The organism is Pseudoalteromonas carrageenovora IAM 12662 (assembly GCF_900239935.1).
Lineage (GTDB): Bacteria > Pseudomonadota > Gammaproteobacteria > Enterobacterales > Alteromonadaceae > Pseudoalteromonas > Pseudoalteromonas carrageenovora.
Genome location: NZ_LT965929.1, coordinates 271,812 through 293,526, shown reverse-complemented (window position 1 = coordinate 293,526; position 21,715 = coordinate 271,812). Strand labels below are relative to the sequence as shown.

The following is a 21,715-nucleotide window of genomic DNA, read 5'->3' as shown; positions in this document are numbered from 1 at the left end:
ATTAATTTGGAAAAACTTTTAGCTCAGGGCTACTATTTTCTACTTTTGTAAATGCACTTATAACCTTAGGGGTACTTTTATCGCTGTCATACTCAATCAATACCTCAATTTCAACTTTATTGTCTTTATCCAATTCTTTAGCCCAGTTCTTTTCCATCTCTCGCCATTCGCCGTAACGATTTTGGTCTTTTAGTTGAGGTACTAAGTTTATTTTTTCTGCAGGGCCTTGAAATAGAGTACCAATTAAATGCCCGCCATCATAGTTAGGGTCATCACCGCCATAGCTGCTCTGTTTCGCACTGCGATGTTTTTTATCCCTTGTTTTTTGATCTTTAATCGCTGACTTTACAAGCTTTCCTTTGACTCTTATTGTACGTCCTTGCTCATCTGTTTCATAAGTATAAGTTGCAGGTTGACCATCATGAATAGAAGTAACTTCGTATATAGTATTAGGTTCCGGATTTTCAAGTTCTTTCGCCCAACTACCTCTTCCTCTTGGTTTATCTGATGCACTTCCAGCCAAAATTTTTACAACTGGCTTATCTACCTTTTCACTCTCAGCTTTTGGCTTTTTAAAGTTGAGTTTTTTAGATTTTTCTGGCTCTTTTGGTTTTTCTGGTTGATTATTTGTGACTACAATATAACCCCCAGATTTTTTACCTAAAACAGAGCCGTTAAATCTAAAATCAGATAACACTTTTGCATCAGGATTTTTATCTAACAACTCACCTACAGTTGCTTGTTTTAGCTCTACATCATCATCAAAATACCCTTGCTTCTTCCTCAACTTTGTTAGCTCGTCAAGGTTTGGTTCCGAAGCCGCAAATAAAGCTTGATAGTAATCAGGCTTTAAACCATATTCCATAGCCTTTGAAACGTCAAAAAACGGTGATTCATGCGGTGTCATCGGCGTACTTTCTAGAGGACTTTCGAATCTGACTAATTTAGTATCACGCGATATATGTTCAACTATTTCACCAGACGCACCTATTACAGGAACTAGATTGTCCGTAGGAGTCCCTTCCTTACAACTCAACCCAAACGGATCTACCCAATTCACCGGATTCGGCGCATATTGATAGTGGTTTATCCCACCCACTAGACCAATCGGGTCTTGATTTATAAAGCGTTGCTGTTTGGGGCTGTAATAGCGGTAGCGGTTGTAATGTAGGCCGCTCTCTTCATCTAAATATTGCCCTTGAAAGCGAATTGGCTGAGTGAAGGCGTTTTCTTTATTAGTGTCAGGCTCGGCTTCTGGCTCTTCATAACCATACACATCGGCTTGGTTTTCCCATACGACTTCTGCTTTGTTGTTGGTTACAAAGCGCGGGGTGTTAAGTTGGTCTAGGTGGTAGTAGTACACCTCGCCTTTTTTAATAAGCGCTACTGGGTGAAATTGATTTGGTAGGTTGATATACCAAGTATATTCACCGTGCTGGCATTCGCCGATTAACTGGTCGTTATCCCAAATGTAATCAATTTTACCGTGCTCGGTGTGCTTGGCAATACGACGACCGAGTGGGTCGTAGTCGTATTGCGTGAGCGTGCCGTTATTGTTAAAACAGCTTAACTGATTAAACGCGTTGTATTCACGACGGGTTTTAATGCCTTTGCCGGTTTCGCGTATTTGGTTACCAAAATCGTCGTAGTAAAAGTCGCTGTCGCCAAATTGTGTTAGGCGGTCGGCGTCGGTGGCACTGTTTATTGTGGTGTTGTTCGTACTTTCATTGTTTGCTACTGAGTCAACGTTGCTACTACTTTCACTACTACTTTCACTACTACTTTCACTACTACTTTCACTACTACTTTCACTACTATTTAGCGCTAACTCATTGTATTCGCTATGCGTGGCGCGTGTTAAATCAATAGAAGAACTGGCTGTATGCTCGTTACTGGCAGTATCATGTTCTATACCCTGCTCGCCTATATCTATAAGGTCTGCATCGCTTGTGTTTGATTGAACAGTCTGACTTTGCGGGTTACCAAAGCTATCCCACTGGTAGTGTGTGGTTGTATCAGCACGTGAGCTTGCCAATGTTTGTTGTATTAACTGCCCGAGGCTGTTGTATTCAAAATTGATATTTTGGCTGCTTACGCCTTCGTTTTTACGGGCAATAAGCTGGTTTACGCTGTCGTAATTGTACGTACAGGTATCAAATAATGTTTGCGCTGGGTGTGTAAGCTGTTGCTGCGTTAAACGGTTGAATACATCAAACTGTTGAGTAAGGGTTATGCTGTTACCAAACTGCTGGGTTTTAATATTACCTTGGCGGTCGTATCTTAATGTTACGAGCGGCTGTGCAAGTTCAGCCTCTTTGCTGTTGGTTTGCAGTAAGTTAATGCCGCTTAGCTGGCCAAACTTATTGTAGCTGTATTTAAGCGTGGTTGAATCTGGCAGGGTAAGGGTTTGCCTTCTGCCGTATTCATCGTAGCTGTACTCTAGGGTATGCGCTTGTTGCTGGTTATTAACTTGCTCGGCGCACAATAGCCTGCCGCCTTTATCAAAGCGTTGCTTAAGTGTTGATTGCGCATTATGTGCACGAGTAATTTTACCTTGCAGGTTATAGCTGTAGTAATTGGCGTTATTAATGATATGTGAGTCGCTTGCAAGGCTTGCATGCTGCGCAGTTACACGGCCTAAGCTGTCGCGCTCTATTTTTACGTGGCGTTTGTTGCTTTGCGTTACTGAGGCTAAGCGGTTACAGGCATCGTATTTATATTGCTGTAGCGTGCCATCAAACCCGGTTATTTGTGTTGGGTTTTCGTTCGCGTCGTAACTTATGCGGTATACGTGGCCGTCGCTTCGCTCGATGGCTGTTAAGTTGCGCTCTTTGTCGTACGTTAAATGCAGTGCGCTGCCATCGGGCTGAATAACACAATGCGGTTGGCTTAGCCCTTCAAAGTGTTGCTCGGTGGTGTCGCCTTTGCTGTTTTGCGAGCTAATTAATCGCCCTGCTTCGTCGTAGCTAAAGTATTGATGCTGCTTATTTTCAGGCTCGTTTTCATCAAAGGCAATTGTTTGTGTAAGCTGGCCGTGCTCATTGTATTTATATTGGGTGAGTAAGCCTGCGTTATTCAGTGTGGCATTTACGCGGCCTAAATTGTCGTAGCTGTAACGTATTAACTCATCGTTATGGTGTTTGGCTAACAGCTCGCCTTGCTCGTTCCAAATAAACTTGGTGATTTGGCCGTTTTTATTAATATGCTGGGTTAACTGGCCGAGCTTATCGTAGCTGTATAATGTGGTGCGGCCATCACCAAAGGTTTCGCTTTGTAATAAGCCAGCCACGCTGTATTTACGCGTAATGGTTTGGCCATCAGGTAAGGTAGTTAGTACACGTTGCCCAAGTTGGTTGTAAGCAAAATGGGTTTGGCTACCATCTGGCTGCGTTATTGTTTCTAATTGGCCATAAGGTGTGTAGCTATAGCGCATTGTGCTGCTATCGGGCTTAATTTCACTGAGCTTTTGGCCTTGCGCATTGTATGTATATTGCCAAACGTTGCCGTTAGGGTCGGTATGTTTTACCAATTTACCTTGTGCGTTATGTACAAAGTGCTCTTTGTGGCCTCGAGAGTCTATACAGGTTGTTTCACCAGCCTCTAAGTTATATTCAAACTGGTAGGTATAGGTATTGTTATCGCCCCACTGCTTTATACATTTAGCGCTGGGTGAGTAGCTATCCCACTCAAAATGATGGCTAAAGCCACTGGCTCGTGTACGCTTTGTTAATAAGTTAGCGGCATTATAGGCGTAGCGCTCAGTTTCATTTTGCTGATTAGTAGACTGAACAAGGTTTTTGTTTTCGTCGTACTCATAGCTTGCAAGTAATGGCGATAGCAATTGCTGCTTGTTGTTTTTATCGGTACAGTACGCTGCTATTTTGCTTAACAAACCTTGCGCGTTGTAGCTAATAATACAGCCGCGCACTTTGTTTACTTCTATACGGTGTAGGCGCTCTTTAGCATCGTAATAAAACGCGATGCTTTGACCTTTTTCGTTAATTATTTTTTCAAGCAGCCACGCGCTTTCGCCTGGTTTAAACGTAAGGTGTTGGTCATCTGGTGTTACAAGTACTTGCTTACCATTTGTTTGGTAATGTAGCGCAAGGTTACTACTTAACTGATAGCTTGATTGGCCAGGTTTCACCTTTTCAAATTTATGTTTAGCGCCGTGCTCGTCTTGGTACTCTAACCAGTAAGTGCCTTTTTGCTTAGGGCCCACTTTTGGCGGCGGCAAATAATGCTCTGTAAGGCTTGCCATAAAGTCATGGCGCCAACCATTACCCATTGTTGTGCATACATCAGCATGAGATGAGCGATACAAACGTCGCCACACTAATTGGCGACTGCCTGCTAAAGTAAAATCAATTAGCGGCAGTATTTCTTCACCCGATAGCATTGAAACCGGATCTGAGCGGCACTCTTGATTTGTAATGGGCTCTTCACTTGCGGTGTTATTACTTGCACCACCCGTATTTTTAGCGGGTGCTTGCGATGCGCTTTTACCTGATGCGGTTGAGCTTGATTTATTGCTCGACTTTTTGCTCGCTGAGCCACTATTAGTATTATCGCTTACTTGAATGGCCGACTTTGCTTTTTGGTGGAAACACGTTACTGCGCCACTTACTAAGGCTTGGGTAAGTACGCTTGCGGTTTCGCGAGCTGATGCGCTGCGTGGGCAACCAACACCCGCACTGTTTAATAAGTTAATTACGTCGAGGCGTTTGGCCGCATCACTGGTTAACGCACCACCAATTTGAGCTATTTGTTGTTTAGCCGTTTCTGGGGTGTTTGCCACAGTTGGCGCATAACCTGACGGCGTTTGGCCTTTGCCAGCAACTAGGCAAATGGGGTAACTCGTTCCTTGTAAAACAACCGTATTACTTTGCATTAGTTGTGTACTTCCTCACTTATCCATAAGTATGATGCTGCGGCCTGATATTTTGATTGTTCTTGAGAAATCACTAAAGCGTGTTTAAAGTGATTTACAATAGCCGGGCTTGAGGTCAATTGATATAAATTGACAAGTCCTTCAAGCGCACCAATTTTACCTAATTTGTAATTAGGTAATTCATAATGTGTATGCTCATTAATTAAGCTACTGAGCAATTCTAAATTAGTTAACCACACATCGCTTTCGTGGTTTACGCCATTACCTGGCGCACATATAAAATCTATTTGTTTTTTACTATTAAGCGCAATGTTAGAAAACATCCCACTTAACTGGTTATGCTTTATAAAATCTACAGATGGAGCTAGTTCGTGGCTTTGTTGCATCCAACCCGTTGTACCTGCTGTAACCGTTGTAAATGCACCACCAACACCTTGATAAATATATTCACTGTTACTATTTGCTTTGTATGTTGCGTCTACTGCAAGTACGTTAACCTTTTTCCACTGATTTTTTTGTACAAGTTCAACCATTGCATTAGCGCCCGTAGCACCATAAAACAAAATATGATTTACATGCTGTGGAAATAGCTGCTTTAAACTATTTGCCAAAAGTTGCTTAAGCTCACCTTGATACTCAAGCGCAGGAAGCAGCCAAACTAAAGGCGCTTGTAGGTCTTCAACTTTTGCAAATAACTCTTTTGCTTTTAATATGCAATCGTATATGCAAGCATTCCAAGATTGCCATTCTTTAAACTCTTTTGATGCTGGGTTTTCGCCGTATAAAAGCTCATCTATGTCTTGTGAAAATGGCGCTGAAAAGCACTCCATATTAATATTAAAAGCACTCACAGCACGGCCTCCGCAGTTAACTGCTTAGTAGTAACGTGCTGGTAGTAGCTATATAAATTAAATACAGCTTGGCTATAGCTATCCATAGCAGATATTTCTATCGCATTTAACTTAGTATTTAATGCCTTCCCAGCTATTAAGCGCGAAGATGAAAGCTCGCCTTCAAACTTGGGCCAGTTAGCTTGTAACTGACGCTTAAATTCACTGCACGATAGCTCATCGCCCTGCCACGCTTGTAACTGCGTTTCAAAGCTCACCAATAAGTCAAGCTTATCGCCAAGCAAGCGCCTTATTAAAGCAATAATGGCACTAGGGTCTTCAACTTTATTTAAAGAGGTACTAGCTAAAGGAATAAGTTTTGCAAAGTTACTTTGCAGTAAAACCTGCATAGTTTGATCAACCGTTAAAGTGTTACTTGCATAGTTGCCAACTACATTTACCTGTTCCCAACTTAGTGATAATAAAAAAAGCGACATTAACGGAGAGTTAATAAGCCCAGCATTGCACAGGTGTTTAAACGTATTTATTACATCGGTATTTTTTGTTTGGCTGCTTACTAAAAAATTTTTATCCAACGTTGGCTGTAAATTCTCAAGCGACTCTTGATTAGTGGTTAATGCAAAGCCCAGCGTTTTTAAATCAATATAAGCGATTAAATTAAAGCTATGTTGTTGTAATAACACTTTATAAATAATTAATTTAGTTAGGCTTTGTAAGGTGGGCTCATTCATTAAAGCGTTAATAAACGCTAGGTTAATGTTTTGGGGCAAATTAGCCATAACCTCAATACATGCTTGTGCTGTGGTATCAATGTTGGTGTCACTTTGTAAAAAAGTGATTAATTGCACTATATCTGGTTGGCTGAATTTTTGTGTTACGTTATTTTTTTTAGCCGTTAACCAACAAGCTTCTAATAGCTTTGTTTTAAGCGTTTTTATAAAACCTACGCATGTAAAAGGGCAATATTGTGCTTCACTAATTGTTAGCAGTTGCGCTTTATGATTACTTAGGTATGTAGATAGCAAGGTTAGCCACCTATTAATACTGTAGGGTTGCCAACAACAATTTTACCACCATGGGAGCTGTCATCACCCATTCTAGCGGCAGGCTTTCCGTTAATTTTAACTGAGCCAGAACCCGATTTAATGCTATCTGGCGGGCCAATACACACCATCATGTCACCTTTACGCGCAGCGGGCATACCACCAATTAACACATTAGTTGAGCCAATAACTACAGGGCCACCTACATGCGGCACTGTGCCGGTTGTTTTAGGGCACACATGCATGTGACCAATTGTAGCTGCGGGCTTACCCATAAAGACTCCTTGTCTGTTTATATTTTTTAAATAATATTAATCAAATAAAGGGATAATTAATAACTTACTGTGCGCCACTAAAAGAGATAAAGACTCTATTAACTCACTTTGAGAGTAATCTGAAAGTGCAACAGGGCTTTGCATAGCATATTGGTATAACCCCGACACAATATCTTCACTATTTAATACTGGGTGTAAATTATTTAAAAACTGGCTAGCGTAATAACCATTCATTGCTTTTAAGTGAGTTAATGCAGGATTTAGCAATGGATCATCAGGCCTGTTAACAGGTAAACATATTAAATGTGCAAGCCCATAACGGCAATATACAACATAGCCATTATTATTAATGCCGTTTCTTAGTCCTGAATGAAAGCTATTTATTATTTCCATATATGCACTAATTTAATTTAATCATTCCGGCAGATAAAGTAATAGCACTGCCATCAACTTTAACATTACTACCTTTAATATTTATATTAGTGCCTTCAATAGTTATATTACCACTACTGCTCATTTTAATTTGCGCAGAGCCTGTTTTAATAACTATTTCATCACCCGCTTCTATATTTAATGTTTTGCCTACTTTTAAAGTATCGTTTTCGCCCATGTCGGCAATACGATTTTTAGCAACTTTAAGGCTGTCGTTGTTAGCTATATCTGTTTTTCTGTCGTTGCCAATTTCAATATTATGGTCGTGATCTGTTTTATCGTTTTGATCGTTTTTAACATAAAGTTGCTTGTCTTTTTCTGCTTGAAGATAAACCAGCTCACTGCCTTTTTTATCTTCAAATCTAAGCTCATTAAAATTATCAGCCCCGCCTTCTTTTGTAGAACGTGTTTTTATACCGCTTTGTGTTTTTTCAGCAGGTAATGCGTACGGAGGCATTAAGTCAGCGTTATACACTGCCCCACTTATTATGGGTTGATCTGGGTCGCCATTTATAAAGTCCACAAGAACTTCTTGGCCTACACGAGGGAAGAAAAACGCCCCCCACTTTTTACCCGCCCAATTTTGCGCAACACGGATCCAACACGAACTTTTAGAATCTTTTTTGCCTTCTCTATCCCAATCAAACTGCACTTTTACACGGCCAAATTGGTCAATCATAATTTCATCAGCGCTGTCGCCAGTTACAATTGCCGTTTGAACCCCATTTATTACAGGCTTTTTCTTATTTATTTGTGCTCTGTAAGGGATTTCTTTTGGGACACATTCAAAGTGATTTGAATAAACTTCCTCTACCGATGACTGCTGCGAACCTGATTGGTTTGGCACTGTAATTGATGTCATCATAGAGGTAATAACAAATGTTTTACCTTCAAGGCGTGGGTCTTCATGCTTTTTAAAGCTAAATAACTTACCTACAGTAAATGAGCGGCAATCACTACGCCCACTGGAAAGCTTCATGTCTCTTTGCAGTGACTCTAACTGTACAGATGCTAAATTAGCTGCGCGCGGGTGGCACTCTTGCTCGCCCGTGTATTCAAAAATTTCAGAGACCGATTGAGTAGGAAGCTCAGGGTTTGCTTGCTCGCCATCAGGGTATCGAGATGGCTGTTTAAAGTCGTAACCAACACGTTTAAAACTACCAGGGGCAATGCTTAAACCGCCTTGCCAGCGCGATACGTGTGATTCACTTAAATGACCAGTTGAAAATACAACTTTACCTTCGCCACATACTTCATAAGCTGTAATATCGTCAGCTAAAACAAGCGTATGGTTACTGTTTGAGTGTTCAAAAAAGTAAAATATACCTTCTTGTTGAAATAAGCGCTGAATAAAATCAAAATCAGACTCTTGATACTGAACACAATATTCGTACTTAGGGTAGGTTTTACTGGTTTTATCGCTAAAGGCAACATTGTGTTGACCAAATAAATCAGCAAATATTTCTTTAATTGTTTTCTTTTGAAAAATGCGGCTATTTTTACGATTGCGCATTGAAGCTGCGAATGGAACTATCGTCGCTTGATAATCTATATAATTTTTTTGCTCGTCAACATCTGCCGTACGGCTTCCGTTTGAAACCAAATGACTAACTATACCGTGGTAGTAACGCTCACCACCGCCTTCTGCATTTTTTACTTTAATAGATACAGGTTTACCCACTAAATCTTCGTGTGCGATTTGTTTTCCAATCGTGTACATATTGGCAGACATAACAAACAAATCAGACATTGCCTCTTGGGCAACAAAACGAGTTAAATAGAGGGCATCTTTACCAGCAGGGGTGCTAATTTGAATTACGTTTTTATCTTGTGTTGCTTTTTGCATTCCTTGCTTTTCCCGTCCTAAAGATCAAAAAAAGCTCTGAGCAATGCCCAGAGCCATTATAAGGTAACAAATATTACATTTGTTGACCTTTAACACCGCTGTAACCGTATACAAGAGGAGCAGTAATGTTATTTTTGTCGTCTGTTGGAGTAACAGTCATCATCATTTCTGTGTAGCTGATAGTGATTGTTTCGATTGGACGATCGTTTTGTACTGATACTGAGTAGCTAGAAATCATTGCATCTGTAAGTTCGATTTTCATGATTTCTTCAACCTTATCACCTTGCTTAGTGATATGGAAAACAGCTGGTAAACCTTTACCGATTGTCGCTTCTTTGAAAAGATCCGGAGATGCTTTATCTTGAAGTTTAGTGATTGTTACGTCGCCAAGGCGAGTAGAGCTTGACTCACGGTCCATCGCTGTACCAGTAGCTGAGCTAATTTCACGACTTACATTCCAATCAAGAGATAAAACTGTAATTAAATCTTTGAAAGACTCAGCAGTAGTTTCGCCTTTGATTGAACCGTATTTTAAATATGTATTTGCTTGCATTTGATAATGCTCCTTTTTATTAAACAATGTTATCCATTAATACTGGATTCTTTACTTTGGTATATACCAAAATTCCTTTGAAACCATTATCTTTAATACAGCAATGAAAAGGCCTTCTGATTCCTTTCCTTAGATGAAGACAATGTCTCAAAAATTCCATGTAGTGATATCAGGCACCAAAATTATAATGCCCTCAAACTAAAGAAACAACCTTAATAACAAGTTATTTCAAATTAACTTTAATTAACCTTTAATTCAGCTCCAGTTCAAATTCATTATCTTTTATTAATAGCGATATACTATTAATTTCTTTGTCATCAATCATGCTAGAAAGTAAAACTTCAGACAATAATGGCAGCACTCTGTTTTGCAGTATAGTGTGAATATTACGTGCACCTGAGCCTGCGTTCTGGCAATTAGCAATAATATATTCAATTACATCTTTATTATAAATTAACTCGGCATTGTAATGTTTTTTAACACGTTTAATTATTTTATTTATTTGAATAGCGGCAATTTCTGTAAGAATATCGTCACTTAGTGGGATGTAAGGTATTACATTAATACGACCTAAAAATGCGGGTTTAAATGAAGCAAGTAAATCATCTTGTAGTGCCTTTAATAAACCTTTGATACTTGGTTTACTTTCTTCGTCTTCAAATAAGCTCATTGTGGTGTCTGTGCCCACGTTTGAGGTCATAATTATAATAGTGTTTTTAAAGTCGATATCGCGGCCTTCACCGTCTTTTATTGTACCTTTATCAAACACTTGATAAAAAATATCTTGCACGCCAGGATGTGCTTTTTCCATCTCATCTAAAAGTACAACACTGTATGGCTTTCTTCTTACGGCTTCGGTTAGTATGCCTCCCTCGCCGTAACCTACATACCCTGGAGGTGAGCCAAGCAGTAAAGATACTTTATGCTCTTCTTTAAACTCAGACATATTAATTACAGTGACGTTTTCTTCACTACCATATACTTCTTGGGCTAAAGAAAGCGCTGTTTCTGTTTTACCTACACCGCTTGGCCCTGCTAACATAAATATACCGTTAGGGCGGCTTTCATCAGCGAGTTGAGCACGCGATGTTTGAACAACTTTAGCTATTAAATCAAGAGCATGGTCTTGTCCTACAACTCGTTGCTTCATTTGTTGTGCTAAATTTAAAATGCCATGAATTTCATCTTCGTGCATTTTACCAACAGGTATGCCTGTCCAATCTGAAATAACTTGCGCTATAAGCTCTTCGTTAACCTGCCAATGAACCATATTATGTTCAAAAGAGGCTAGCTTCTCTTTGCTAAGTCTTAGCTTATCGAGTATCTCTTGTGATGACTCATCGTCTTGAGAGTTAATAAGCTCTAGAGCTTGATTAAGCTCAGTTACAATTTCTTTTTCAGTACTAAATTGTTCATTTAAAGGGGCTAATTGCTCTTCAATTGTAATTAGCTCTGCTTTTAATGTGTCTAGCTGCTGTGAATGATCTAAACCCGTTTTTTGCTCTCTGTTAAGCATTTTTACTTGTGTTTCTATTTCGCTTAAGCGATTTACAAGCTGCTCAATAGTATTTGGAGTTGATGCTTGGCTCATTGCTACACGTGCACACGCTGTATCTAGTAATGCTACGGCTTTGTCTGGTAGCTGCCTTGCAGTAATATAACGATGTGATAAATGCACCGCGCCTTCAAGTGCTTGTTCAGATATAAATACCTTGTGATGCTTTTCCATTACCGGCACTAAGCCGCGTAACATTGCTACCGCTTTTTCAGGGGTTGGCTCTTCAACTTTTACAACTTGGAATCGGCGTGTTAATGCAGCGTCTTTTTCAAAAAACTTTTTGTATTCAGCCCAAGTAGTTGCCGCTATTGTACGTAATTCACCACGCGCTAAAGCGGGCTTTAATAGGTTGGCCGCGTCATTTTGACCAGCAGCACCACCGCTACCAATCATGGTATGTGCTTCATCAATAAATAAAACTACCGGATTTACCGCATTCTTTACTTCATTGATAAGTGATTTAAGGCGATTTTCAAATTCACCTTTCATACCCGCACCAGCTTGTAGTAGAGCTAAATCTAAGCTGTGAATTTTTACATTTTGTAATACAGCCGGTACGTCTTTTTGAGCGATTCTTAACGCAAGCCCTTCAACGACTGCTGTTTTGCCTACACCGGCTTCACCCGTTAAAATTGGGTTGTTTTGACGACGCCTTGTCAAAATATCTACCATTTGACGTATTTCGAAATCACGACCAAGAATAGGGTCTATTTTTCCAGCGAGTGCCTGGGCTGTTAAATCAACAGTGAATTGATCTAAGCTTGGGGTTTTAGAGCCAGCATTTGCCTGAGTTGATGCATTTTGTACTGAATGGTTACGCTCTTGAGATTGCGCAACTATTTCAGGCCATGCATGAAGCAATTGACCAGGTTCTATTTTATTAAATAACTTACTACAACGTGTAACTAAACTTGATAAAGTATCGTCTTTAGTAAGGGTATAAATAACGTATGCACTACGAATTTGATTATCTGTAAACTCAATGCTGGTACTTAACCAAGACTGCTTAAGCAGACTCGTTACATGCACTGACAAACTAGGTGATGACTCACTACCCGTTTTAAACGACTCTAGTGATTGATTTAAATCCTGCTGAACTTTATCAATATCTATATCGAACGAGCCAAAAATTAGTCTAACGTCATCTAATTGCTGCTCAATCATAGCTAGTAGCCAATGTTCAAGTTCAACCGTAAAATGACTGCGGCTATTACATATAGCAACAGCACCTTCTAGGCTTTTTCTGCAATCGGGACTCAGTTTTTCAACTAGTTTATTCAGTGTCATCGAAGACATACTTTGTTCCTTTTAATTTTAATTATCCCTTAAACGATAACTTAGTAGGGTTAGATTTTAATTTTTTATCTTGTACAGATAAGAAGCTATTGGCACCTAACTGACACTCATTTTTTGAAAGTTTAGCGGCGCCTAAATTTTGAAAATTTGACTCAATGACTAAGCGAAAGTTAATGGCATTGCCAACATAGTCTTTTGTTATTTTATTCGCGATTTCGAAAAGCGGACCTTTGGGCAAAAGTTGTTTTGCTTTATCTGGATCATCTGATTTTATGTGGATTTCGATATTAGAAGAGACATCCCATACTTTATTTCCAATCATGGTATCAACACCTAATCGGGCATGCTGGCCTTCATATAATGCTTGGCTGGCTAAACGGGTTTGTTCTTGCGCTTTTAGCTCGTGCCATTGGCCAACCATTTGTTTAATTGATACATCACAACCTAAGTATGACGAAAGTACGTTTTTTAAATCAAAGGCATTTCTAATTTTACGGCTGTATAAACCCGAAAAATGCAGTTGGTGCTCGTTATAGCCACCACTTAATAAACCGAGTATTTGTGTGTATGGGTCTTTGTTTTTTTCATTATTAACGTGATTAAGCGAAGGCTTATATTTTTTCCAAGCGCGGTAATACAGTGAGATCAAGCGATGGTTAAACATGTCGTAAAAGTCACGCATCGTTGTATCTTTATAGCGTAAACGCTGCATCACAAGTTCACTATAAAACTGGGGTAAAGCGCCTGAACAACCCGTTAATCCCATAAAAGAAACCTGCATATTTACTTTATGCATACCGTCTTCAAAACCTGTTTCTTCTAGTTTAGTAATTGCATTACCTGGATAGCCAAACTTTTGGGTAGCAGTAAATTTAATCAACTCTTGCTTTGGACTACTGTCGTAACCGACGTGTCGATAATCTAAGCCATGCTTTTTGAGCTGATTTTCAATTATGAAAACAGCTTTATAAAAGTCAATTTGAGAAGCTTGTGAGATTATTTGCTTAATCATAATAATGGACTGTCACCCACTCTTGCAGGCCATTGATAATATATTTGTTCTTGCTCTTTAAGCCTTAAACTTAAACGCGTGTAACTATTTATTGCTGCAAATTGAGCAAAAAAGTGATCAAGTATTGATGCAAAGAAAAACATGCCGCTGCCAGAAAAGTCATCGTTAGCAAATGTAATTTCTATTTCACTGCCTGTTGCAAAGCTTACTTTGCCTTTTTGAATAACACGTGCTGTTGAGGGCTCGATTATCACTCTATAAATGTTATCTATCATGCCCTTAGTTTGTGGCGATGCTCTAAAATCGTATAAACGTAAAACTTCTTTAAGCTTATTGCATGCATCTTCACCACTAAACGTATCAAGCGTTAAATGATTAACTAACTGCCACCGTGTTGCATCAGCTAATATTGGTCTTACTGCATGAGTAAATGGCGTTAAACATCTAATTTTTTTTATTACATCGCCGCGCTCAGGCATTAATAAACCAAGTTCGTCATCACCAAAGGGCATACTTGCTGGTAGGTTACGATTACTACAATTTGCGCGCACAGTAAGTACAGAGTTTCCGTCACCATACTCCATCGCACTATTTTCAAAAGTAGCATCAACTAACGATAAAAATGTTTCGGTTCCTGACTCTACATAACCGCCAGCCCACGAAGCGGTTTCTCGACGAATATGCCAAAACAAATCATCATGCCCATGATATTTAGGATGTGTTTGACCATAAAAAGGCGAAACAATTTGCTTGTTGCCTTTATGATCAAATGCAATAACTTCAGAAATACCAATTACTTCTGATATCTCCGAATCCATATAACGCGGTGTTAATTGGTATTCATATTCACTGATCTCAGGTCTTATTGGCTCAAGCTCTTGTTCAAATAAGTTTATTATTGGGGTACAGCCTAATAAGAACATATCTTTATCTACTTGCTTTTCAAGCTCAGCAGATTCAGTATCTAGGTAAATGTAAATACTACATTTATTCGATTGCTTAGGCAGTGATGAGAGAATGCCTTCAAGCTCAAAAAACCTAAACTTCTCAGGAAAAGTAAAATTCTCAACAAGCAAACGGTATCCGGCAGATGAGCGCTGCGAATAAGGGACTACGGCTTCGTTAGAATCAAAACCTACGGCTTTTAATTGGTTTTTTGACAGGTACCTAATACCTTCATCGCCATTATCTATAGCAATACCGATACTATGCTTAAACAGTAACTCGTACACTTTAAGCGTATGATGCCACTGACCATTTATAAAAATACGAAGTTTTTCAAGGCCTGTTTCTGCAAGCGAAACCCCTTTATACTCACCCGTTAATTCTATTTTAAAAATAGATTTTGCTTTTTCGTGCCAGCGGGGCTTAGGCGCTACAAATGGGCTATTATCAAATTGCACATTTGTAATTTCAACGGGCCAAAGGTAAGTTTCATAACATGTTTGAAATTTACACTGCTTCATTGAGTCAACGTTTGTTTCTACTTCGCTGGCTTTGGGGATTACTACGCCCGCCGTTGATAAGTTTTCGGCTTCAAGTTTAACAACCGACATTGACGGAATTGGTGCTTGGTAATCTGGCAACATTTGCCCGAGCAAAGCATCTGTTAACTCCGGGAAGCTATCATCGAGCTTTTGTCTTATATTGGCGGTTAAAAATGCAAAAGACTCAATTAGTCTTGATACATGAGGGTCTTCAATATGATCTTCACTTAACTTTAAACGCCCTGCAACTTTTGGGTATTTTTCAGCAAAGTCTTTACCTAAATGACGCACAAATGCTAATTCACGATTGTAATACTTTAATAACTCATCGTTCATAATGATGCCTCAATAATCTTCATACCCAAGTTAACGGGCTCAACTTCTGAATCAAAACTAATAAATTCTGGCTCAGGATCGGCGTATAAAAGTGCATTTATTCTTAAATTTAATACTCTATTTAAAGGTACTTCTTCGTCAGTGAACACTTCCACTTCAAGAAACCGTGGCTCAAATTTTAAAATTGTTTTTCTGACGGTTTCACACAGTAATGCGCGACCTTCATGAGAGCTTACAGACATACTCGAAAAGTCAGGTAAACCATAAGATAAACACGAAGTAGCCAGCTCAGTATATTGAGTTGGCCACGTATGCCACTGAATTCGGGCATTTAACAAAGCTTCAATATCTCTGCGCACGTTTTTTCTAAGCTCACTAATAGTGATCCCTTCGGTACGTGATGGCGCATCCTGAAAATCTGGCTCATCATCAATGAGCTTATCTATAATGGATGCTTGAAGCTGTTGCTTATGCTCTATCATGGTTGCTAAAACTTAAATTAAGCTGTTTCAAGTGAGTTGATTTTTAAATTTGGAATGGTGATCGCCTCATCATCAACAAACAGCATTTTCATTCCCTTGCCTATAATAAATTCATCTTTTAGCTCTACCCAGTCAGATACTTGACCTAGCTTTTCAAGCTCAGATTCAGAGTTAATATAAACAAGTGGCAAATGAGCTGTACCTGATGGGCCATCTTTGATCGTAATTTCAACACGTAACCAAATGCTTTCTAATAAAGACTCTACTGGCTCCATTTTTAACGATTCAATTTCGTTAAAGTTAGCTAAATAAAATTCACCATTAGTCCCTAGAACTTCTAGGTATGGGTTTAAGCAATCATCGAGATCTCTTGCTGATGACTCGTCTGTGCTAACTCTTATAGATTCCATTTCCTGAGCTAACTGAGCTGCTTCGTCGGTTGAACCTTCTAACAGAGCCACATGCATTTTCAAAAATAGTGTGTCTAATTCGTTTGCATCATGAAATAACTTAGGAATGCCTTTACCTTGATAAAAATCTACACGAGATTGCTGAGCACGAATTAGGTGTCTTAAATTTACTGCACCTACTGCAAACTCTGGATTTTTTTGTACCATAAAATCTAGTTGTTTATCAGCTTTTTCAAGCTCACCATTGATGCAAAGTAGTTCGGCGTAAATGCTTCTGATATCAAAATTTAGTGGCTCATCTTGAAGCTCTGTAGCACAACAAGATAATGCATCAGTAAGTTTCCCCTCGCGAATTAAGCTATGTATTTTTTTCATGACTATTCCTTTATTTTATGATGAGGACTGAGCTCAGTAATTAATTTAATACTGGAGATCATCTGATCTAATTGAAAATGTGGCTGTAATTGTAAAACAGAAAAGTAATGCCCTGGATTAGCTTTATTTTCACTGACTTTTATTCTGGCATTACTTAAAGGGTACTTACTTCTTATATGCTCTGAGGCAGAATCTGAAGCAGTGGTATAATTATTTATCCATGCTTGTAAGTCTCGCTCACAAGCTTGTGCTGTGTTGTAAGACCCAACACGGTCGCGAGCTAATAACTTTAAATAGTGAGCAAAGCGAGATACACATAAAATATATTGCAGCATTGAAGATAAGCGCGCATTTATATTAGCAGCGCTTGATTCATAGTTTTTAGTTTTTTGAACCGACGCATTACTATAAAAAACAATGTGTTCTGTATTGGTTACTGACGATGTTGGGATAAAGCCAAGCTCAGAAAATTGCTTTTCAAATTTGCTTGTTACTAACAAGTTTAGAGGTGGCTTTGCTTCTTTTTGATAAGTGTCGTTTGCAAAACTATCTCTAGCCAGCCCAGTTACCAATCCCTTTGAAATTTTACCAGGCTCAATACCGCGAATATGTCCAAACCAGCCACTGTCGCAATATGCTCTTATTATGGTAGATACGAATTGATACGCTGCATTGCCCCAAAGCATATCGCTTTCAGGGTCTTTAATTTGTTCTTTAAAGTAAAAATCTTGATGGCGTTTACCATCATTGCTATATGGCGGTCTAACTAATACATGAGGAAGCGTAAGCCCAATAAAGCGAGATTCTTCCATCGCTCTAAAGCTTTGCCATTTAGCGTATTCAGGCTGTTCAAACTGATTAAACAAATCGGCGTAATAGCCTAAATCAGAAAAGTTATCTGCACCAAATAAGTTAGGAGAAGCGGAGCAAATAAATGGGGAAAAAGCCGCTGCAGCGGTTCTAGATATTTCTTTTATTGTGTCTATGTCATTATAAATTGTGCCCGCTGAGCACATGTTACTAATTTCGTAATCACCTATAACAACACCAAATGGCTCTCCACCTGCGCTATCAAATTCACTTTGATAAAGCAGCTGAAAAAATAAACTTTGGTCAAAATCAATGGCTTTGTTTACATCTTTAGAAAGTGTTGCCCAATCGCAGTTCAATACTTTTATTTTTACTTTATTTTCTTTGTCGTATTGTTCGCTTTGAAGTATTAGCCACCAAAGATTACGCCAACTGGCTTCTAACTTTTGAAATCTATCATTATGAATTATCAGGTTTAATTGTTCTGAAATGAGCTGATCGAGCTCAACAATTACGCGCTGTAAATAAGGACCCAGTGATTCTTTAGTCCATGAGATAGGTGAGTCTGAAGAGCCTTCAAGCCATAATAACAAGGCTTTATCTAGGTTTTTTTCGTTTAAAAACCTATCGAGTAAAGCCTCATTATCACTTATTCTAGACTGTGCTTTTTGTACAAAAGCGAAGTCTTGATTTATAAATGAAAACTCTTCGTGATTCATTCTACTGCATTATCCTTAACGCTAAAGATCAGTTTATTAACCGATCTCTGGAATTTTAGCTACAAGGCGTAAAGAAGAAGTAAGCTCTTCCATTTGTAGCCAAGGTCGTAACCATGCAACTGCATTGTATGCACCTGGTTGACCTGGAATCTCCTTAACCGATACTTTTGCATCAGCTAGAGGATAACGTGCTCTGATATCTTGACCACCACCCTCAGTCGCATTTACGTACGATAAGATCCAACGGTTTAACCAAGACTCAACGTCTTCAGCTTCCATAAAGCTACCAATTTTATCACGCGCCATTACTTTTAAGTAATGAGCAAAACGAGACGTTGCCATAAGGTAAGGTAGACGTGCAGATATAGCCGCATTAGCCGTTGCATCTGGAGTAGAATAAATTTGTGGTTTTTGACAGCTTTGGCCACCAAAAAATACGGCATAATCTGTATTTTTGTAATGACAAAGAGGTAAGAAACCTAACTTACTTAATTCCGCTTCGCGACGGTCTGTAATGCCAATTTCAGTCGGACATTTAAGATCTGGATCGCCATCATCGCTAGTGAAAATATGCGTAGGAAGACCTTCTACTTTACCGCCACCTTCAGCACCACGTATTGCAGTACAGAAACCGTATTGAGCAAATGCTTTGGTCATATTAGTTGCCATTGCATAAGCTGCATTACTCCAACAGTAATCACTGTTATCAGTACTTACAGAGCGACCATCTTTTGGTTCAACTTCAAACTCTTCATAGTTGAATTCTTCAACAGGTTTAGAAGCAGCGCCATAAGGTAGGCGAGATAAGAAACGAGGCATAGTTAATGATACAAAACGTGAATCATCACTGTCTCTAAATGAGCGCCACTTAGTGTATTCTAAAGATTCGAATACTTTTTCTAAATCGCGAGGCTTAGTTAGCTCTTCCCAGTTATCAAAGCCAAATAATGATGGCGATGAAGCGGCAATAAACGGACAGAAACCAGCGGCTGCTACATTAGACATTAGGCTTAATGTTTCAACATCTTCAGGATGGTTAGTAAACTCAAAGTCACCTACGATAGTACCGTAAGGTTCGCCACCTGGAGTACCAAACTCAGACTCATAAATTTTCTTGAATGTTTGGCTTTGGTCAAACTCAACAGCTTTACTTAAATCTTTATGAAGTTCTTTTTTCTTCATATTTAGCATACGGATTTTAAGTGTAGAGCTTGTCTCAGAGTTCATTACTAAATGGTGCAATCCACGCCAAGAGCCTTCTAACTTTTGAAACTCTTCGCTGTGCATTACTACACTTAGCTGTTTTGAGATTTTTTGATCGATTAATTGAATTGCTTCATTAAACGTCACTGTCATGTTTTTGTTCCACTGAACAGTCCCTTTTAAGGCTTCTTCTGTCAGTGTTTTAAGTAGCTCTTCTGCACGGCTTGCATCAGTTTGCTTAGTAGCGCCGATTGCTTGTTCTAAAAGTGAAGACGTCGCTTCTGAGGTAGACTCTAATTCAGTACTTAGTTGCTCTGTACTCATTTTTCAGTCTCCTCAATTTTAAGTTCTTTTGCGATCGTATCTAAGCTTGAGGTGTTGCTTAGCACTTCTTCAAGTACATTTTCTAATTCTTCTGAACGGTCAATCTTAGTCATCAAATCGCGTAACTTGTTGCGTGTTTCCATTAATTTACGTAATGGCTCAACTTGGTTCACAACAGCTGCTGGCTCAAAATCGTCAATCGATTTAAAGTTAAGTTTTACTTCAAATTCAGAACCATCATCATTGAGCGTATTATCAACTAATAATTTTAATGAAGGGCTCATACGCTTTAAAACATCGTTAAAGTTTTCACGATCTATTTGCACAAATCGTCTGTCTTTAAGTGGTTTTAATGCTTCAGTATTATCACCAGAGAAGTCGCCCATAACACCAACAACAAATGGTAATTCTTTTTTTACTGCAGTGCCTTCAGTTTCCACATCATAAGTGATGTGTACGCGAGGCTTACGAACTCGTTTTAATTTATCATGGATACTCATAGAGAACTCCTTTTACTTATATTTCAGTTTCGCTGATTTTAATGCCAGACAACTTAAAGTACCCCGTCCTAGCATCACTATCTGTAATTAATTCATTTAATAATTCAGGCAGCGACAATTCGCTCCATCGAATTACTTGTTCTATGGTGTACGACATAGGTGAGTGCGGCTCTGTCTTTCTAAAAAAAGTAGCGATTTCTTTGAGTTTATTAATCGCGCTTTCTCTTGAGTTAATTTCGTTATTAACTTTCACAGCTTGTAATGCAACACCTTGACCTTCGTCGTCCTCACTTTGAACCACTTCTTGCACTTCATTTAGTGCCGCTTTTGCTTTTTCAGCAGCTTCAAGCTTATCTGCTGCAACATGCTCAACAGCAGCAAGGCTTACTTCTAATGCTTGTTTTATATTTGAAGTTGGCTGGGGCTGACCCGTTACTCTATCCATTACTTCGCTTAATAAGGCAAATTGCTCAATCGCGTTTTCAATGTCTTGTTTTAAAGTAACAAAAAATTCAGTACTAGTTTCTGCAGCGCTTCTTTCAATAAGCTCATAATCAACAGCACCTAGATTAAGCTTTTTTTCTCTTTTCTCATCCGTTAAACGAGAAATATCATAGCCCTGCTGATACTCCCAAAAAGAATATGACTCCATACTGGCACTGTCGGTCAGATAGATACTTTTAATTGGGATTATTAATGTACCTTCCCCTGCAGAACCATTAAGGCCAACCAAGGCAGATACTTTATCTGACACTTCATCATCGTCATCGAGAGACGGATAGAGTTCGTCAAAATAATTATCGAGCAAGTTATGAGCAACTTTAAAACCAAAAGCCAAACCTTTAAAACTATGAATTCGACAAAGGGCTTCGATAAACCAAGCTAAATATTCAATATCTTTGCTTTGTGTTTTTATTGCTTTGCTACATTGCTCTAATAAAGGAAGCCAATCTCTTGCTAGTGAGGAAATACCTTCTTCATCAACTAACGCATTTCTTTCTGCTGCACGAAGCTGGTTTCTTAAATCTTTTAAGGCGTAATAAGTCGACGTAGGAGACACATCTGAGCGAGGATCAATACCTGCAACTTCGGTGTCTGAAATAGGGGAAATATACTCTTCAAATAAAAACATTCCGTCGTCCTAATAATTATCCATAAAACTCCAATAAAGCGGAGCGGATTTCATATTACATTCTTTATAATAAATTACAAGCCTAGTTACAATTGAGTTTAAACCTTAATTATTGCCTTTATATAAACAATTAAAATTTAATATACTTATAAATTAATAGGTGTAATTAAAGTAAAAACT

16 protein-coding genes are annotated in these 21,715 nt (G+C 38.9%); all 16 read right to left on the bottom strand.

The window, feature by feature from the left end; all coding sequences use genetic code 11:
* Position 1: 1 nt before the first annotated feature.
* The 16 genes from ALFOR1_RS17610 to tssA all read right to left on the bottom strand — a co-directional run bounded on the left by ALFOR1_RS17610 (position 2) and on the right by tssA (position 21,535).
* Positions 2-4,891, bottom strand: coding sequence for a DNA/RNA non-specific endonuclease (locus tag ALFOR1_RS17610; RefSeq protein ID WP_104643868.1), 4,890 nt, complete (start codon positions 4,889-4,891; stop codon positions 2-4).
* Positions 4,891-5,742: a hypothetical protein gene (locus ALFOR1_RS17605; RefSeq protein WP_104643867.1), complete on the bottom strand. Its 852-nt coding sequence runs from the start codon at positions 5,740-5,742 to the stop codon at positions 4,891-4,893. Before ALFOR1_RS17605 ends, ALFOR1_RS17610 begins: the two co-directional genes overlap by 1 nt.
* Positions 5,739-6,767 carry a hypothetical protein gene (locus tag ALFOR1_RS17600; RefSeq protein ID WP_104643866.1) on the bottom strand — a complete coding sequence of 343 codons (1,029 nt, stop codon included), beginning with the start codon at positions 6,765-6,767 and terminating at the stop codon, positions 5,739-5,741. The genes ALFOR1_RS17605 and ALFOR1_RS17600 overlap by 4 nt, the downstream gene beginning before the upstream one ends.
* Before the next feature lie 2 nt (positions 6,768-6,769).
* Complete coding sequence (locus ALFOR1_RS17595; RefSeq protein ID WP_024595244.1) at positions 6,770-7,060, bottom strand: PAAR domain-containing protein; 291 nt, start codon at positions 7,058-7,060, stop codon at positions 6,770-6,772.
* A 36-nt stretch (positions 7,061-7,096) separates the two neighbouring features.
* Positions 7,097-7,453 (bottom strand): hypothetical protein, encoded by a 357-nt coding sequence (locus ALFOR1_RS17590; RefSeq protein WP_104643865.1) that lies wholly within the window; start codon positions 7,451-7,453, stop codon positions 7,097-7,099.
* A gap of 7 nt (positions 7,454-7,460) precedes the next feature.
* Positions 7,461-9,338: a type VI secretion system Vgr family protein gene (locus tag ALFOR1_RS17585; RefSeq protein WP_058547838.1), complete on the bottom strand. Its 1,878-nt coding sequence runs from the start codon at positions 9,336-9,338 to the stop codon at positions 7,461-7,463.
* A gap of 73 nt (positions 9,339-9,411) precedes the next feature.
* Entirely contained in the window at positions 9,412-9,891 is a 480-nt protein-coding gene (locus tag ALFOR1_RS17580) for an Hcp family type VI secretion system effector (protein WP_024594574.1), read from the bottom strand.
* Positions 9,892-10,141: 250 nt separating this feature from the next.
* Positions 10,142-12,745 carry a type VI secretion system ATPase TssH gene (gene tssH / locus ALFOR1_RS17575; RefSeq protein ID WP_104643864.1) on the bottom strand — a complete coding sequence of 868 codons (2,604 nt, stop codon included), beginning with the start codon at positions 12,743-12,745 and terminating at the stop codon, positions 10,142-10,144.
* A gap of 22 nt (positions 12,746-12,767) precedes the next feature.
* Positions 12,768-13,757 carry a type VI secretion system baseplate subunit TssG gene (tssG, locus tag ALFOR1_RS17570; protein ID WP_104643863.1) on the bottom strand — a complete coding sequence of 330 codons (990 nt, stop codon included), beginning with the start codon at positions 13,755-13,757 and terminating at the stop codon, positions 12,768-12,770.
* The gene (gene tssF, locus ALFOR1_RS17565) at positions 13,754-15,580 is read right to left on the bottom strand and encodes a type VI secretion system baseplate subunit TssF (RefSeq protein ID WP_058547841.1); all 1,827 of its coding nucleotides are present in this window, start codon (positions 15,578-15,580) and stop codon (positions 13,754-13,756) included. The genes tssG and tssF overlap by 4 nt, the downstream gene beginning before the upstream one ends.
* Entirely contained in the window at positions 15,577-16,062 is a 486-nt protein-coding gene (gene tssE / locus ALFOR1_RS17560) for a type VI secretion system baseplate subunit TssE (RefSeq protein WP_058547842.1), read from the bottom strand. The genes tssF and tssE overlap by 4 nt, the downstream gene beginning before the upstream one ends.
* Positions 16,063-16,079: 17 nt before the next feature.
* Positions 16,080-16,847, bottom strand: a complete 768-nt coding sequence (locus ALFOR1_RS17555; RefSeq protein WP_058547843.1) for a type VI secretion system accessory protein TagJ — start codon at positions 16,845-16,847, stop codon at positions 16,080-16,082.
* Positions 16,848-16,849: 2 nt separating this feature from the next.
* A complete protein-coding gene (gene tssC / locus ALFOR1_RS17550; protein WP_104643862.1) occupies positions 16,850-18,376 on the bottom strand; it encodes a type VI secretion system contractile sheath large subunit in 1,527 nt (508 codons plus the stop codon).
* A gap of 36 nt (positions 18,377-18,412) precedes the next feature.
* Entirely contained in the window at positions 18,413-19,903 is a 1,491-nt protein-coding gene (tssC, locus tag ALFOR1_RS17545) for a type VI secretion system contractile sheath large subunit (RefSeq protein WP_058547845.1), read from the bottom strand.
* Complete coding sequence (tssB, locus tag ALFOR1_RS17540) at positions 19,900-20,403, bottom strand: type VI secretion system contractile sheath small subunit (protein WP_058547846.1); 504 nt, start codon at positions 20,401-20,403, stop codon at positions 19,900-19,902. Before tssB ends, tssC (ALFOR1_RS17545) begins: the two co-directional genes overlap by 4 nt.
* Positions 20,404-20,419: 16 nt before the next feature.
* Complete coding sequence (gene tssA / locus ALFOR1_RS17535) at positions 20,420-21,535, bottom strand: type VI secretion system protein TssA (protein ID WP_104643861.1); 1,116 nt, start codon at positions 21,533-21,535, stop codon at positions 20,420-20,422.
* Positions 21,536-21,715 lie beyond the last annotated feature (180 nt).

Coding starts and splice junctions, on each gene's coding strand:
- ALFOR1_RS17610 (WP_104643868.1), bottom strand. CDS start 4,891: ATGCAAAGTAATACGGTTGTTTTACAAGGAACGAGTTACCCCATTTGC.
- ALFOR1_RS17595 (WP_024595244.1), bottom strand. CDS start 7,060: ATGGGTAAGCCCGCAGCTACAATTGGTCACATGCATGTGTGCCCTAAA.
- ALFOR1_RS17590 (WP_104643865.1), bottom strand. CDS start 7,453: ATGGAAATAATAAATAGCTTTCATTCAGGACTAAGAAACGGCATTAAT.
- ALFOR1_RS17585 (WP_058547838.1), bottom strand. CDS start 9,338: ATGCAAAAAGCAACACAAGATAAAAACGTAATTCAAATTAGCACCCCT.
- ALFOR1_RS17580 (WP_024594574.1), bottom strand. CDS start 9,891: ATGCAAGCAAATACATATTTAAAATACGGTTCAATCAAAGGCGAAACT.
- tssH (WP_104643864.1), bottom strand. CDS start 12,745: ATGTCTTCGATGACACTGAATAAACTAGTTGAAAAACTGAGTCCCGAT.
- tssG (WP_104643863.1), bottom strand. CDS start 13,757: ATGATTAAGCAAATAATCTCACAAGCTTCTCAAATTGACTTTTATAAA.
- tssF (WP_058547841.1), bottom strand. CDS start 15,580: ATGAACGATGAGTTATTAAAGTATTACAATCGTGAATTAGCATTTGTG.
- tssE (WP_058547842.1), bottom strand. CDS start 16,062: ATGATAGAGCATAAGCAACAGCTTCAAGCATCCATTATAGATAAGCTC.
- ALFOR1_RS17555 (WP_058547843.1), bottom strand. CDS start 16,847: ATGAAAAAAATACATAGCTTAATTCGCGAGGGGAAACTTACTGATGCA.
- tssC (WP_104643862.1), bottom strand. CDS start 18,376: ATGAATCACGAAGAGTTTTCATTTATAAATCAAGACTTCGCTTTTGTA.
- tssC (WP_058547845.1), bottom strand. CDS start 19,903: ATGAGTACAGAGCAACTAAGTACTGAATTAGAGTCTACCTCAGAAGCG.
- tssB (WP_058547846.1), bottom strand. CDS start 20,403: ATGAGTATCCATGATAAATTAAAACGAGTTCGTAAGCCTCGCGTACAC.
- tssA (WP_104643861.1), bottom strand. CDS start 21,535: ATGTTTTTATTTGAAGAGTATATTTCCCCTATTTCAGACACCGAAGTT.